This window comes from Paraburkholderia sp. BR10954 (assembly GCF_040965775.1).
Classification (GTDB): Bacteria; Pseudomonadota; Gammaproteobacteria; order Burkholderiales; family Burkholderiaceae; genus Paraburkholderia; species Paraburkholderia youngii.
On sequence record NZ_JBFRCK010000014.1, the window covers coordinates 157,414 to 170,690 of the forward strand.

Consider the following 13,277-nt stretch of genomic DNA (forward strand, 5'->3'; position numbering starts at 1 on the left):
GTCTCCTCCGATAGGTGGGGGACTTACTGCATTGACTTGTAGAAGGCCTTGAGCTCTGCGGCACATTCGGCGGGCTTTTCGAAGGTCGTCCAATGACCGCAGCCTGAGAGGACTGTGACCTTGCTTCCAGCGACGCGCTCGCCAATTGCCTTTACCGCGGCCGGTTGACCCACACCATCTTCATCACCGGTGACCAGCAACGTCGGTACGGAAATCTTTTCGACTTCGGCTGCTTGCGCGCCCGCCAGTGCCTCGCAGCTTTGCGCGTAGCCTTCCGGCGACTGGCGCATCACGCTTTCCCGCACCAGTGCGACCGTGACTGGACGCTGAGCCTTCGTCTCAGCGCTCGTCGCACCCTTGACGATTGCGTCGGCAATTTCCTGCACGCCCGCGATGCCTTTCTCTCGCGACAGCGCTGCTCGAGCCTGAATGCCCGGGCGACCCTGGTCCGGAGGGGCAAGCAGCGGCCCAAACAGCGCCAGGCTCTTCACGAGTTTTGGGTGTTTGATGGCCAGATGCTCCGCGACGATAGTGCCCATCGAGTGTGCGACGACGTGCGCTTTCGAGATGCCCAGTTCGCCCAGCACAGCAGCTAACGTCTCGACGTACAGGTCGATGGACAGCGGTTGTGAAGGGAGCGCCGAACGCGCGCTACCGGGCAGCTCGGGACGGACGACTTTCATACCCTCGAAGGCGGAAAGAACTGGGGTCCAGTTATTCGACGAACCACCGAGGCCGTGAATACAGACTACCGCCTGTCCATCGCCGTCGACTTCGACCGCGATGTTCTTGACCAGAGTCGTTGTCATTCACCCACCTCATTTTCCAGCACGCCGACGTTCTCGATTTCGATGCGAACCACGTCACCCTGTTGCAGGAACTTCGGCGGGTTGAAGCCGATACCAACGCCCGCCGGTGTGCCGGTTGCGATGACGTCGCCCGGTTGCAGTTCGATACCAGCGGACAGCGTCTCGATAAGCGTCGGGATGTCGAAAATTAGCTGTTTGGTGTTCGAGTTCTGGCGCAGTTCGCCATTCACCCAGCACCTCACGTCAACGTTCTGGCCGTCGACTTCGTCGGCGGTGACAAGGTACGGTCCCATCGGACAGAAACCGTCGAGCGACTTGCCGATGAACCATTGGCGGTGGAGCTTTTGCAGGTCCCGGGCCGTAAAGTCGTTGATTACGGTATAGCCGAAAACGTACCCCATTGCGTCCGCCTTCTTGATTCCACGGCCTGCCTTGCCAATAACGACCCCAAGCTCCGCCTCGTAGTCGAGCTGGCTGGTGACGCCGACGTGGCGGGGAATCTTGACGCCCGGTCCAATGACGGTGCTTGCCGGCTTGGTGAAGATGACGGGCGCTTCCGGGGCGTGTTCGCCGTCCTTGGCGCTGCTGTCGAAACCCGATTTCTGGAATTCGGCCGCGTGCTCGTGATAGTTCTTGCCCACGCAGAAGATATTGCGACGCGGCTGGTCGATAGGCGCAAGTACGGTGGCGTCGCTCAGCGGACGGCCTTCGCCGCGCGGGCGAAGGTCTCCCTTGAATTGGCTGAATGACTGGACCAATTGGACCATATCGCCGTTAAAATCCGGGACCAACGCCGACACTGGCCAGAAGACCGATTTGTCGACATCCACGACTGCAATCAGCGCTGCGCCGTCAACATGGAGGTTTGCGAGTTTCATGAATTGGCTCCTGAGTTAGTCCAATTGGTTTGCGTATGACGTACTGTAGAACCATATTGGACCTCTTGCAAGTAGGGGTTAACCAATAAATCAACCAATTGGTACATGATGTGGTAAGATTTAGTCAATGCAACAGGGGAGCATTGCGATGGGAGAAGTCGAGGCGAAAAGCCCAGTGAGGGCGACCGGTGCGAGAGCGTTGGCGGCGTATCTCTACGATGAGATTGCGTCTGGCCGTATGGGTGACGGCGTCAAACTGCCCGCTGAACGTCAATTGAGCGAGCAGTTCGGTGCGTCGCGTGGCGCTGTAAGGCGCGTCCTGCAGGACCTGAAGGACCGTGGCCTGATTACGCAGTCTGTGGGCAGTGGAACCTTTGTGCTTCCCGGTGCTGCGAAAGCATTGCCGCCGCCGGAAATCGTCATCAACGAGATTTCCGAAACACAGACCAGCCCCGCTGAGCTGATGGAGGCGCGGCTTCTCATCGAACCGCTGATGCCGAAGCTGATAGCGCGCAACGCCACGTCGTCCGACTTCGCGCGGATGATGGAATGCATCGAGCGGTCCGAAGCGGCGCAAACGGTAGAAGAATTTGAGCACTGGGACGGCGAGTTGCATCGTACGTTCGCGCTGGCGACACACAACACTTTCTTCCTAAAAGTGCTTGAGTTGACCAATCGAGTTCGCGAACAGGGCGAATGGGGGCGACTCAAGCGCCACTCGCTAACGCCCGAGCGACGCAAGGAATACGAAGCACAGCACCGGGCGATTGTCGAAGCGCTACGTGACCGCGATGCAGATGAGGCTGGCGAGGTGTTGACAGGGCATCTGCGTCAGATTCAGCGCAACTTGTTCGGTATCTGACGGCCCGGGCCCAAAGCCGAGGCTGCGCACTGCGCCACGTCCCATGCGCTAGCGGTGTCGAGGCTTAGGAGTTCATTTTGGATATTTGATGGCCGATTTACGTCACCGGCCGGCCGCAGTACGTCAACTATCTGCCGTTCGCAACGTCAGCCTGAAGGACAACAACGGGTCGGCTTGAGCCGATCGCATCAGGCTGGAAGGCTTCGGAACAAGCAGTCAGCGTCGTGTCATTTACCTGCCGGCGGGATATCCGCCGATTTCACGTCGTTACGCGGCGATACCCGCCATACAGCGTTACCGACGTCGTCAGCCACGAGCAACGCGCCGTGCGCGTCAAGCGCGACGCCAACGGGTCGACCCACGGCGTAGCCATCTGCCGTCAGAAAGCCGCTCAGGAATTCCTCAGGTACCCCGGCAGGTTTTCCATCGACAAATGGCACGAACACCACCTTGTATCCGGTACGCGGCTTGCGATTCCATGATCCATGCTGACCCACAAAAGCGCCTCCGCGATAGTGAGCCGGGAACAGCGTCCGGTCATAGAAGACCAGACCCAGCGAGGCCGTGTGATTGCCGAGGGCATAGTCGGGCACGATAGCCTGTGCAACCAGGTCAGGGCGCTGCGGTTTGACGCGGGTGTCGATATGCTGGCCGTAATAGCTGTAGGGAAAGCCATAGAACGCGCCATCTTTCACGGCGGTCATGTAGTCCGGAACAAGATTGTTGCCTAGATCGTCGCGCTCGTTGACTGCTGTCCACAATGCGCCGCTATCCGGTTGCCAGGCAAGTCCGTTGGGATTGCGCAATCCTGTCGCATAGGGCCGCAAGCAGGCTGTGTCGATATCGAATATAAGGATTCGCGCTCGACCTTCTTCGGCTTCGACTCCGTTTTCTCCCGCGTTGCTATTCGATCCGACGGTGATGTACAGGTGCCTGGCAGAGCGATCCGCCAAAATATTCTTGGTCCAATGATGGTTGATCGGCCCCGCCGGCAGGTCGGCGACCTTGACGCCGCGGCTCGTAATCTGGGTAGCGCCCGTTACATAGTCGAAGCGCAGCAGAGCGTCCGTATCGGCAACATAGAGTTGATTGCCAATCAACGCCATCCCGAACGGTGAGTGCAGGCCGCGCAGAAACACGGTCTGCGTCTTTGCGACGCCGCTGCCGTCCGCGTCGCGCAGTAGCACGATGCGATCGGGACTCTGCACACCGGCGCCCGCGCGCTTCATGACCTGCTTTCTGACCCAGCCGAACAGGCCACTGCCTTCATCGTGCTCTTTTGGTGCGTCGCTTTCCGCTACCGACACGTCACCGTTGGGCAGCGTGTAAAGCCAGCGCGGGTGTGCGAGGCCACTGGCAAACTCGGTGACGGCAAAGCCGGCGGGAGCGATGGGCATGAAACCTTCAGGGCGTGCCTGAACCGGCGCGATGTTAACCATTGGAACCAATGCCGATCTTGGAGCCGGCATGGCCGGCGACGCGCCGAAGCCAGTATCGCTTGAACTTGATGGTCCGACGGCGCAGGAGGCTAGCGGGATAATCATTGACATAACCACACGGCCTAGCACGCGCATGCGGATTCCACTCAATGAGCGTTGGTTGATATGTATAGAGGGATAGCAAGAAGCCCGCCCGTGACGTTGCGTGCTTAGGCGGAAACTCCCGCTAGATTCGGGCGGAAGACCGTCGACTCCGGCTTTTCGATCCTGCATGCGTTACGGTGGCAACCATACGAAAGCGGCATGCGCCCAGCATCCGGATCGTCCCTGCCGAGCGTCAGGTTGATCTGGTCCCCGACAAACGGACGCTATACGGTTGATAAATGAGCCTTGTGGGAGAAAGCGATGAAAGCGGTACCGAGGCGGAAGCACACGGAGCAGTTTCGCGCAGCAGCGGTCGAGAAGGTGATTGTGGGCCGGCGAGGATTGCGGGAGGTTGCGCGAAGTCTGGAGATGTCGGATAAGACGCTAGCGAACTGGGTGGGCGATGCGCGTAAGGCGGACGCGCCAGTCAAGCGTGGGCAAAGGCCACCCGTAACGGATCTGGAGGCTGAGAACGCACGCCTGAAGCAGGAGAATGCACGTTGGCTGGAATATCAATGGAAAGGTGGTCCGCCCCGAGCCCTCTCCGCCTGGACGCGAACGCAGGTGCGTGTTTTGCGAGCATCGAACCGTTCCCATGGCACTATGTGCGGTTTACGGACGTCGTCGCCGGTCAACGCGCGCGATGCAATTACCGGCGCCGGGGAGATCCGCATCAATGTTTCCTCAGCGAGGCTGAGCGATAACGATCTTGGAACATTGAGGGCGGGACGCTATGTCAAGGTCAGCGTTACGGACACGGGGAGTGGCATGTCTTAGGAGGTAGTCGCCAGGGCGACTGAGCCCTTCTTCACGACAAAGGAACCGGGCAAGGGAACCGGACTGGGGCTGAGCCAGGTGTACGGCTTCGTCTCACAGCCGGGCAGCGGCATGACGATCGGAAGCGAGCCCGGTTCAGAAACGACCGTCGCGCTTTTCTTTCCGGTCGATGAAGTCAATGCCGCCGGAAGAGCGGACGGGCATGCGATGGAAACCGTACTGGTCGTCGATGACGACCCGAAGTCCTGGAAGCGACGGCAGAGCTTTTTCGGACCATCGGTTACCGGGTCATTACGGCGGGCAATGCAGACGAGGCGCTCGCGCACTTCGCGAGCGGCTCCCGTATCAGTTTCCTGGTCACAGACGCCGTCATGCAGGGCAGCATGAATGGCATTGAACTGGTCCGGACTGTGCGACGCAAACATCCGCGCGTGCGTACCATAGTTGCCTCGGGGCACACGCCTAAGATCGAGCAGTACCAGATTATAAACGGCGTCGGTGAAAGCCAGTTCGACCTCGCCCCGCCACGTGAATCGATCGCCCTCGCCTCACGGCCTCAACCAGAGCTTCGCCGATCATTTCGTCGGCGACCAGCAATGATCGCGAGGCACGGCGTATTCTTTCGTCCCTCTGTTCATCACGAAACCGACACACCCAACAGACGCCCAATGCCGAATGTGAACCCAGCAGCGACAAGCCCAATGACGACCTGGCGAATCGCGGAAAAGCTGGCACTGCGTCCATTGAACAGTGATGTGAATACGCCGATGGCCGCCAATGCGATAATACTCAGGCCTATGCATTGCACGATCGCCGGGGTGCCGGACGTCCACAGGAATGGCATCGCCGGGAAGATGGCCCCGACCGCAAACAAGAAAAACGAAAAGCCCGCTGCAGTCCACGGATTGCCACCGAGTTCCGCCGGGTCCAACCCGAGTTCCTCACGCGTGAGCGCGTCCAGTGCCTTGTCCTTGTCGCGCATGATCTGTGCTGCCACGCGCTTCGCTTCGTCGCGCTCCAGGCCTTTGGCGCGGTAGATGAGCCTCAGTTCATGCTCCTCCGCGTCCGGAGTGTGTTCAAGTTCGTCGGCTTCCAGGGCGATCTGCGTTTTCGCAAGTTCGCGTGCATTGGTGACGGACAGCCATTCTCCAAGTGCCATCGAACAGGCGCCTGCGATCAGTCCCGCCAGTGCCGTGAGCAGAATCGCCTTGTTGCCTGTACCGGCGCCAGTTACACCCATGATCAGGCAGAAGTTCGATACCAGTCCATCGTTGGCACCGAGCACGGCGGCGCGGAGGTCATTGCCAGATGACACGCCGCGATGCCAGGATTCCGCTTCGGCAATCTCGGCCCCCTTGGTCGGTTCCGGCTTGTCCGCGTTCACCATGCCCTGCACCACGCTAGCGTGCTGCCGTTCCTCTGCGGACATTGTGGCGGTCTCCGGGTTGCCCGCATATTTATTCCGGTCCGCAAATTCGGCGGCTGCAAGCGTAGGCAGCACAAATTTCGGACCGAAGACACGAACCAGACTCTTCATCATGAAAGTCTTGACACTTTGCCCGTCTGGGACGGGCTGTCCGTTCGCTTTCAGCTTGTCAGCCCATACCTTTGCATGGGTTCGCTCCGCTGCGGCGAGCTCGCCGAAGACCTGCTTCCGGTCAGAGTCTTTTTCGACGCGCGCGAGCGTTTCATAGATCGCCGCGCTATGTCGTTCGTCGGCAAGATGCGCACGGTAACGCTTGAGTTCCTTTCTGGAGGCCATGATGTCGTCCGATTGGGTTGTCGGTAACGGAGCTGCTGCTCTGGACGCAGTCCGGCGCGCGGGCGGCAATCTATCGGCGGCGTTTCGAGGGTTCACCGGCTTCTTGCCCGTCTTGCAGGAAGCCAGCGAGGAAGCATCGTGATCAGGACGTCGTCTTTGAGGACAATATGATGGTAAAGAGCAGCGAACGCGTGAAATCCGGCAAGCCACATGATCGTGTCGCCGAGCCATTTGTGGACCGCAGCAAGCGCTGCGCCCGTGTCATGTGAAGTGCCGAACAGGGGTGAAATATCAGCACCGGCGACGAGCGTCAAGGGATGTCCTTCGAGCCACGCGCCAGCGACGGCAGTCATCGGAAGTGCGAGCAGAAGCAGAAAAAGCATGGATTGGACGGCTATTGCCGTGATACCCATCCAGCGTGAAACGGAGGGTGGCTCGGGACGTGTATCAATCATTCGCCACAGCAAGCGGATGACGGTGAGCGCGAACACACATAATCCAAGCGTCTCGTGGAGTCGCCGGTCTATCTCGTGGACGGACGAATACACGCGCTGTTCGGGTCCGCCTGGCCCGTAGACAAATGCGACGAGGACAAGTATCGCCGTACACCAGTGAAAGAATTGCGTGATAGATCCGTAACGGGTTCCAGAGCTACCCATGGTTTTTCCCTTTGCTCGTTAGCAGAGTGCCATTACATTAACCCACGCGAATGCGCGACGGGCAACGACACAGGTAGCTGACGTGGCGCATACATGTTCATGGGCTTACGGCATCGCGGTAGCTGACGCCGAGCACAAACCCTGGAACCGGCTCGGTTCCAGCAGAGGACTGGCTACTTGTGTCAGCTTGACAAGCGAAGCGCGAGTTCGTGGCGATTAATATTTACCTCTCCGAGCGTCGGCCCGCAAACAGGGTCGATATGCGTCATGACGCTCAGTACCGGATGCTTCTCGACAAGTTCGCGCTGCACAGCCGTCGAGATTTCATGTGCCTCGACCAGTGACAACCCTGCATCCACTTCGAGGTGAACGTCAACCACGATCATGTCGCCCATCTTGCGCGTTCGAAGGTCGTGGAAGCCTGCGAGGGCGGCCATTGCAGCCAGCGTCTCCCGGATAGCAGCGACCTCGTCCTCGTCTGCCGCGCGATCCATGAGATCATTCAAAGCGGCCCATGCAAATTGCCAACCCATGCGGGCCACCATGACGCCCACGATAAGGGCCGCGACAGGATCAAGAATCGGGTAGCCGAGCAGGCTGCCGACAATGCCGACAGCTGCGACCAGCGACGAGGCGGCATCCGACCGTGCGTGCCAGGCATTCGCGGCGAGCATGCTCGACCGAACGCGCCTGGCAACTGCGAGCATGTAACGGAAAAGCAGTTCCTTCGCGACAAGCGCGACCAATGCGACCCACAAGGCTGCCACGTGCACGCGTGGTATCGCCTCGGGATGGCGGAACTTCACTACGGCGGTCCAGAGCATTCCAGCGCCGACGGCAAGCAGAAGCAGTCCAAGAAAGAAAGATGCAGCGTTCTCGAAGCGTCGATGTCCATAGGGATGGTCGTCATCGGGACCCTTCCTGCTTTGCTGACCTGCGAACAGCACAACAAAATCCGAAATGAGGTCTGACAGCGAGTGGACACCGTCGGATAGCAAAGCCTGTGACCTCGCGACCACGCCAATGACAATTTGCGCCAATGAGAGGAGCAGGTTCACGCAAACACTTACCATGATGCTGCGTTGGGCCGCCGCGTGGTGCTCAATTTCGATCGTATGTTTAGCGCTCATGCGTCAGGCTCCGGACGTCTCCGACTACACGCGGAGACCAGAAAAATCAACGCGCGAATTATCGCATAACCAATCAAAAAATCCTATAAGTCGTTGATTTTTATATAAAATAAACGACAACGATTCGCAGTCTCCTTTTCCTTTCGTTGTCCGTGCAACAGGACGTCAGTCCGGGTCCAATTGACCGCTGCGCCCTCGTAAGCACCCATCGGGTCATGGCGGTGTGGAGGACTGCTTCACGCCCTGAGTCAGTCCGTCAAGCTTTTGGAGGAGGAAGCGAGATGCTTGCAAGAAGAGTGGAGCCTCGCTTCCTCAATGCGTTTAGATAAACGCTTTCGTCGTAGCGTGTCCCGGTTCGCCAGCAACGATAGAGGATGCGTATCCATTTGAATGCCAGCCGCGCGACGACCATGCGGCAGAAGACACAACGGCCGGTGCAGTTCGAGATTACCGAGCAGACCCGCGAAAGCGTCGCGGCGTGGATAAAGTATGCGGGGCTGCATGCAACCGAATTTCTGTTCCCAAGCCGGATTCACGACTCTCCGCACCTGTCGACACGACAGTACGACCGGCTGGTTCATCGGTGGATCGCGTCAATCGGCCTCGACGACACCGCCTACGGCACCCACACGATGCGTAGGACCAAGGCGTCGTTGATCTATCGTCGCACGAAGAACCTCCGGGCTGTCCAGTTGCTGCTCGGCCATACGAAACTTGAAAGTACAGTGCGCTACCTCGGCATTGAGGTAGATGACGCACTTGAAATGGCGGAACAGACTAAGGTGTAGATGCTCGGGCGGCCGGTTAGCGAGCGGTCGCTGACCGGCCACCAGCGGCCGCTCGAGGTCGTCGTCCAGTTTGGTTAGCCGAGGTCTCGTCCGCACTCGCTCAATGGCCGGTCTCCGACGAGCGAGTTGCGGATGGCACCGCCTCAACCCGGCCATCTACGGACATTAATCGGTGCCTTCGCCTAGGCATTCGAGCGTCTGCTGGCCCTTCCATGCCTGCCATGCGGCCTTGTCGAGTGATAGGCGATTGCGGGCGCTCAGCGGCATAGCCGAGCGACCGAACCGGATACTCCCGCTTTTCAGACGACGCCCCTTCCGCTAGTGGCGTCACTTGACGGTGATCGTCCCCTTCATCCCTGCCTCGAAGTGCCCGGGTTGCAGGCAGGCAAAATCGAACACACCAGCATGGGAAAATCGCCACACCAGATCACCGGTTTGCCCAGGTTCGACCGTCACGCTATTGGCGTCGTGATCCATCATGTCCGGCATCGCACGCATCATGTCGGCGTGCTCCTTCAGTTCCTGTTTCGAGCCCAGCGTCATCTCGTGACGTACGTTGCCGGCGTTTTTCACAACGAAGCGGATCGTTTCGTCTTTCTTCACAGCGATCGTCGGCGGCTCGAAGCGCATGGAGTCGAGCATCGAGACGGTGATCGTGCGCGTAGCGTCCTTCGTGTGGGCAGGTTTGCCGACGGATAAGGCTTCATCGTTTCCGTGGGCCAGCGCAGTGGAAGTCATCAGGGCAAGCAACAGACCGGCAGCAGCAAGCATTGACTTGAACATCATCGAATCCCCCTTTCCGGCTTGCCCGCACGCGGAGGGAAGCCCGCCTCGCGCAGCGCAGAACCGATCTGTTCTTGCGGCGCGGAGGTTTGGACATGCGCGAGCCGGGTTGACGGATCCGCCGTGATGATCGCGCTCGGATCGATCGACTGAATCGCGCGGCTCACGGCGCGTGCACAACCGCCGCAGGTCATGTTATCGAGGTGGAACTGCATGGAGAACTCCCGGTGAAATGGAGTTCCGAGCTTACACATTGCCATCGTTGGAAGGTCAAGCGACACGAACATCCCGGACAGCGCGTTCAGGTGCCATTTCGGCATGAGGCCAGACGGTGACCTTCGGCAAGTCCGACGTAAGTTCGAGCGCGAGTTATGGCCCGCTCGTGGCGTCAAGCGGCCATGGGCGCGGCGGGTGCGCAAACTACTGTACGGGGACTATCATAAATTCCGTTCCCTTATTCTCACCTCCTTGCTGACGCTGGAATGAGCGGCGCCGCGACGCTATTAAGTAAATCTGCGAGCTTCGCGGCAGCGCCGGAGTTGGATGCTGTGAGGGCAATGCGTGGAAAAGTGGATGCACGGTGCGACGTAAGAATTGGAGGATTGAAAATGAGCGACCAAGGCAGTAAAGACGCGGACTCCCACCAATGTTCCCATGATCACCACGCGAATCCGAATGCTTCTGCGCCTGAAAGCGATGCCGTGCACGAGCACAACAATGGCCATGCGACTCCCACCACCGCGACGCAATTGAAGGATCCGGTGTGCGGCATGACGATTACAGGAGAATCGCAATTCCATAGCGAACACGATGGAGTCCGGTACTTCTTTTGCAGTGAGTCGTGCCGGGGGAAGTTTCAGGCGGAGCCTCTGAAGTATGTCGCGCCCGCACCCGTGGACGTGGCAGCCGCCCCAGAAGGCGCCATTTACACGTGCCCGATGCACCCCGAAATTCGCCAGGACCACCCGGGCAATTGCCCAAAGTGCGGCATGGCTCTGGAGCCCCTCATTCCAGGGTTGGACGAGGAAGAGAATCCTGAACTCGTTGACTTCCGCCATCGCTTCTGGTGGACGCTGCCACTGACGGCTGTGGTGTTCATCTTGGCCATGTTTGGGCATCTCCTTGGCTGGATGGAAGCGTCTACCCAGAGTTGGGTGGAACTGGTTCTCTCAACTCCCATCGTCCTCTGGGCCGGCCTGCCGTTCTTTCAGCGCTGTGTGCAGTCATTCATCAATCGCAGCCCCAACATGTGGACGTTGATTGGACTGGGCACGGGCGCTGCCTATCTCTACAGCGTCACCGCGACGGTTGCGCCTGATGTCTTTCCGGCAACCTTCACAGCCCACGGGCGAATCGGGGTGTACTTCGAAGCTGCGGCGGTCATCATCTCGTTGACGCTGGTCGGACAGTTGCTGGAATTGAAAGCGCGCTCGCAGACTTCGGCTGCTATCAAGTCGCTGCTCGGCCTTGCACCGAAGACGGCCCGACGTATCAACCGGGACGGCAGCGAGGAGGATGTGCCACTCGCCCACGTACATGTTGGCGACATGCTTCGAGTCCGGCCTGGCGAAAAGGTGCCGGTCGACGGCGTTGTGACCGAAGGTTCGAGCGCCCTGGATGAGTCGATGATTACCGGCGAGCCGATTCCAGTGACCAAGCGTGTTGGCGAGCACGTCATCGGCGCCACGATGAACACCTCGGGGAGCCTGGTCATCGAATCTGAGAAAGTCGGCTCTCAAACGGTCCTGTCCCAAATCGTTCAGATGGTCGCCCAGGCGCAGCGCTCCAAGGCGCCGATGCAGAGGATGGCCGACAAAGTAGCGGGAGTATTTGTTCTGGCGGTGGTCGGTATTTCACTACTCACTTTCTTCGTCTGGGGCTTTTTCGGCCCCGAGCCGAGCTGGGTGTATGGTCTTGTCAACGCGGTCGCCGTCCTCATCATTGCTTGTCCGTGTGCTCTTGGACTTGCAACCCCAATGTCCGTCATGGTGGCGAGCGGCAAAGGTGCATCGAACGGTGTCCTGTTTCGTGATGCTGCGGCCATTGAGCATCTGCGGAAAGTCGATACGCTAATTGTTGACAAGACTGGCACCCTGACTGAGGGGCGACCGACGTTCGAGCGCGGTCTCGGTACAAACGGTTTCGCGGAAGACGAAGTGCTCCAGTTGGCGGCGAGCCTGGACCAGGGCAGCGAGCATCCTCTTGCGGCAACGATCGTCGAGGCGGCTCGTCGGCGAGGTCTTGCACTCGAGAAGGCGGAGCAGTTCGAGTCCGGAAGCGGCATTGGGGTGCGAGGCATTGTTGGAGGCAGGAAACTCGCACTCGGCAACACGGCTCTGATGCAAGCGGAGGGAATTGCGACGGTCGCTCTGGCCAGCGATGGTGATGCGTTACGCGCCGAGGGCGCCAGCGTAATGTATCTGGCCGTTGACGGGGAGCTCGCAGGGATTCTCGCGTTATCAGATCCAGTGAAGGCGACTACGCCGGAAGCGGTTGCCAAGCTTAAGGAAGAAGGCATCCACGTTGTGATGGCTACAGGAGACGGCGTTGCGACGGCGAAGGCCGTGGCCGCCAAACTGGACATTGAGGAATTCCATGGGGAGGTAAAGCCGGCCGATAAGCTGGCTTTGGTGTCGAAGCTCCAACAGGACGGCAAGGTTGTCGCGATGGCCGGCGACGGAATCAATGATGCACCGGCGCTCGCCAAGGCCGATGTAGGCATTGCCATGGGGACAGGTACTGATGTCGCTATGAGCAGTGCCCAGGTTACCCTGGTGAAGGGCGACCTGCGCGGCATTGTCCGCGCACGGAAATTGTCCGAGGCAACAATCCGGAACATGAAGCAAAACCTTGGCTTTGCCTTCGTCTACAACGCGTTGGGCGTTCCCTTGGCCGCGGGGGTACTGTACGCACCCACGGGTATGTTGCTGTCGCCCATGGTTGCCGCACTGGCGATGAGCCTCAGTTCCGCATCGGTGGTCACGAACGCATTGCGCCTCCGGAAGGTCCCGATTTGATGCTTCGTCCGGGCGGGGGATGACCACCCCTGAACAACGGATCCTGGGGTCCGTACTCATCACTTCATCTGCAACGCTCCAGCTGCTCACGCAGCGTCGAATGTGTTGCAGCGACCGGTTGAATCCGCATCGGAAAATGGCAGTTCCTTTTCTGATAGCCGCTACACACGATGCGGAAGCTGAGTGGCTCTTCAGGGTCGCGTCCAGCCGATTGCCAGTTCCAGTTCGA

General features: G+C 59.3%; 11 protein-coding genes and 3 pseudogenes. 5 read left to right on the plus strand and 9 right to left on the minus strand.

Features of this window, described 5'->3' with window-relative positions; translation table 11 throughout:
* Nucleotides 1–23: 23 nt before the first annotated feature.
* Together AB4Y34_RS20675 and AB4Y34_RS20680 are read right to left on the minus strand one after the other, a co-directional pair.
* A complete protein-coding gene (locus AB4Y34_RS20675; RefSeq protein ID WP_368717051.1) occupies nucleotides 24–809 on the minus strand; it encodes an alpha/beta fold hydrolase in 786 nt (261 codons plus the stop codon).
* Nucleotides 806–1,687 (minus strand): fumarylacetoacetate hydrolase family protein, encoded by an 882-nt coding sequence (locus AB4Y34_RS20680; RefSeq protein WP_368717052.1) that lies wholly within the window; start codon nucleotides 1,685–1,687, stop codon nucleotides 806–808. Before AB4Y34_RS20680 ends, AB4Y34_RS20675 begins: the two co-directional genes overlap by 4 nt.
* 148 nt (nucleotides 1,688–1,835) lie before the next feature.
* Between AB4Y34_RS20680 and AB4Y34_RS20685 the strand changes: the two genes are divergently transcribed.
* The gene (locus tag AB4Y34_RS20685; protein WP_368717053.1) at nucleotides 1,836–2,549 is read left to right on the plus strand and encodes a FadR/GntR family transcriptional regulator; all 714 of its coding nucleotides are present in this window, start codon (nucleotides 1,836–1,838) and stop codon (nucleotides 2,547–2,549) included.
* Nucleotides 2,550–2,776: 227 nt separating this feature from the next.
* Here the strand turns inward: AB4Y34_RS20685 and AB4Y34_RS20690 are convergent, their stop codons facing one another.
* Complete coding sequence (locus AB4Y34_RS20690) at nucleotides 2,777–4,123, minus strand: sorbosone dehydrogenase family protein (protein WP_368717054.1); 1,347 nt, start codon at nucleotides 4,121–4,123, stop codon at nucleotides 2,777–2,779.
* Between the two features lie 270 nt (nucleotides 4,124–4,393).
* Here AB4Y34_RS20690 and AB4Y34_RS20695 point away from each other — a divergent pair, with 270 nt between their 5' ends.
* Nucleotides 4,394–4,909 carry a transposase gene (locus AB4Y34_RS20695; protein WP_368717055.1) on the plus strand — a complete coding sequence of 172 codons (516 nt, stop codon included), beginning with the start codon at nucleotides 4,394–4,396 and terminating at the stop codon, nucleotides 4,907–4,909.
* Between the two features lie 290 nt (nucleotides 4,910–5,199).
* A pseudogene (locus tag AB4Y34_RS20700) lies at nucleotides 5,200–5,316 on the plus strand (hypothetical protein); the annotation flags it as partial.
* A gap of 230 nt (nucleotides 5,317–5,546) precedes the next feature.
* Here the strand turns inward: AB4Y34_RS20700 and AB4Y34_RS20705 are convergent.
* From AB4Y34_RS20705 to AB4Y34_RS20720, 4 genes and pseudogenes are all read right to left on the minus strand, one after another.
* Entirely contained in the window at nucleotides 5,547–6,671 is a 1,125-nt protein-coding gene (locus AB4Y34_RS20705; RefSeq protein WP_368717056.1) for a VIT1/CCC1 transporter family protein, read from the minus strand.
* A gap of 92 nt (nucleotides 6,672–6,763) precedes the next feature.
* A complete protein-coding gene (locus tag AB4Y34_RS20710; protein WP_368717057.1) occupies nucleotides 6,764–7,330 on the minus strand; it encodes a cytochrome b in 567 nt (188 codons plus the stop codon).
* 182 nt (nucleotides 7,331–7,512) lie between these two features.
* Entirely contained in the window at nucleotides 7,513–8,460 is a 948-nt protein-coding gene (locus AB4Y34_RS20715; protein ID WP_368717058.1) for a cation diffusion facilitator family transporter, read from the minus strand.
* Nucleotides 8,461–8,716: 256 nt separating this feature from the next.
* Nucleotides 8,717–8,857 (minus strand): annotated as a pseudogene (locus AB4Y34_RS20720) (IS110 family transposase); the annotation flags it as partial.
* On the opposite strand from AB4Y34_RS20720, the pseudogene AB4Y34_RS20725 reads away from it, so the two are divergent.
* Nucleotides 8,853–9,248 (plus strand): annotated as a pseudogene (locus tag AB4Y34_RS20725) (tyrosine-type recombinase/integrase); the annotation flags it as partial. The pseudogenes AB4Y34_RS20720 and AB4Y34_RS20725 overlap by 5 nt on opposite strands.
* A gap of 327 nt (nucleotides 9,249–9,575) precedes the next feature.
* Here the strand turns inward: AB4Y34_RS20725 and AB4Y34_RS20730 are convergent.
* Together AB4Y34_RS20730 and AB4Y34_RS20735 are read right to left on the minus strand one after the other, a co-directional pair.
* Nucleotides 9,576–10,034: a plastocyanin/azurin family copper-binding protein gene (locus tag AB4Y34_RS20730; RefSeq protein WP_368717059.1), complete on the minus strand. Its 459-nt coding sequence runs from the start codon at nucleotides 10,032–10,034 to the stop codon at nucleotides 9,576–9,578.
* Nucleotides 10,031–10,246, minus strand: a complete 216-nt coding sequence (locus AB4Y34_RS20735; RefSeq protein WP_368717060.1) for a heavy-metal-associated domain-containing protein — start codon at nucleotides 10,244–10,246, stop codon at nucleotides 10,031–10,033. Before AB4Y34_RS20735 ends, AB4Y34_RS20730 begins: the two co-directional genes overlap by 4 nt.
* Before the next feature lie 393 nt (nucleotides 10,247–10,639).
* Between AB4Y34_RS20735 and AB4Y34_RS20740 the strand changes: the two genes are divergently transcribed.
* Entirely contained in the window at nucleotides 10,640–13,048 is a 2,409-nt protein-coding gene (locus AB4Y34_RS20740; protein ID WP_368717061.1) for a heavy metal translocating P-type ATPase, read from the plus strand.
* The last annotated feature ends 229 nt before the right edge of the window (nucleotides 13,049–13,277 follow it).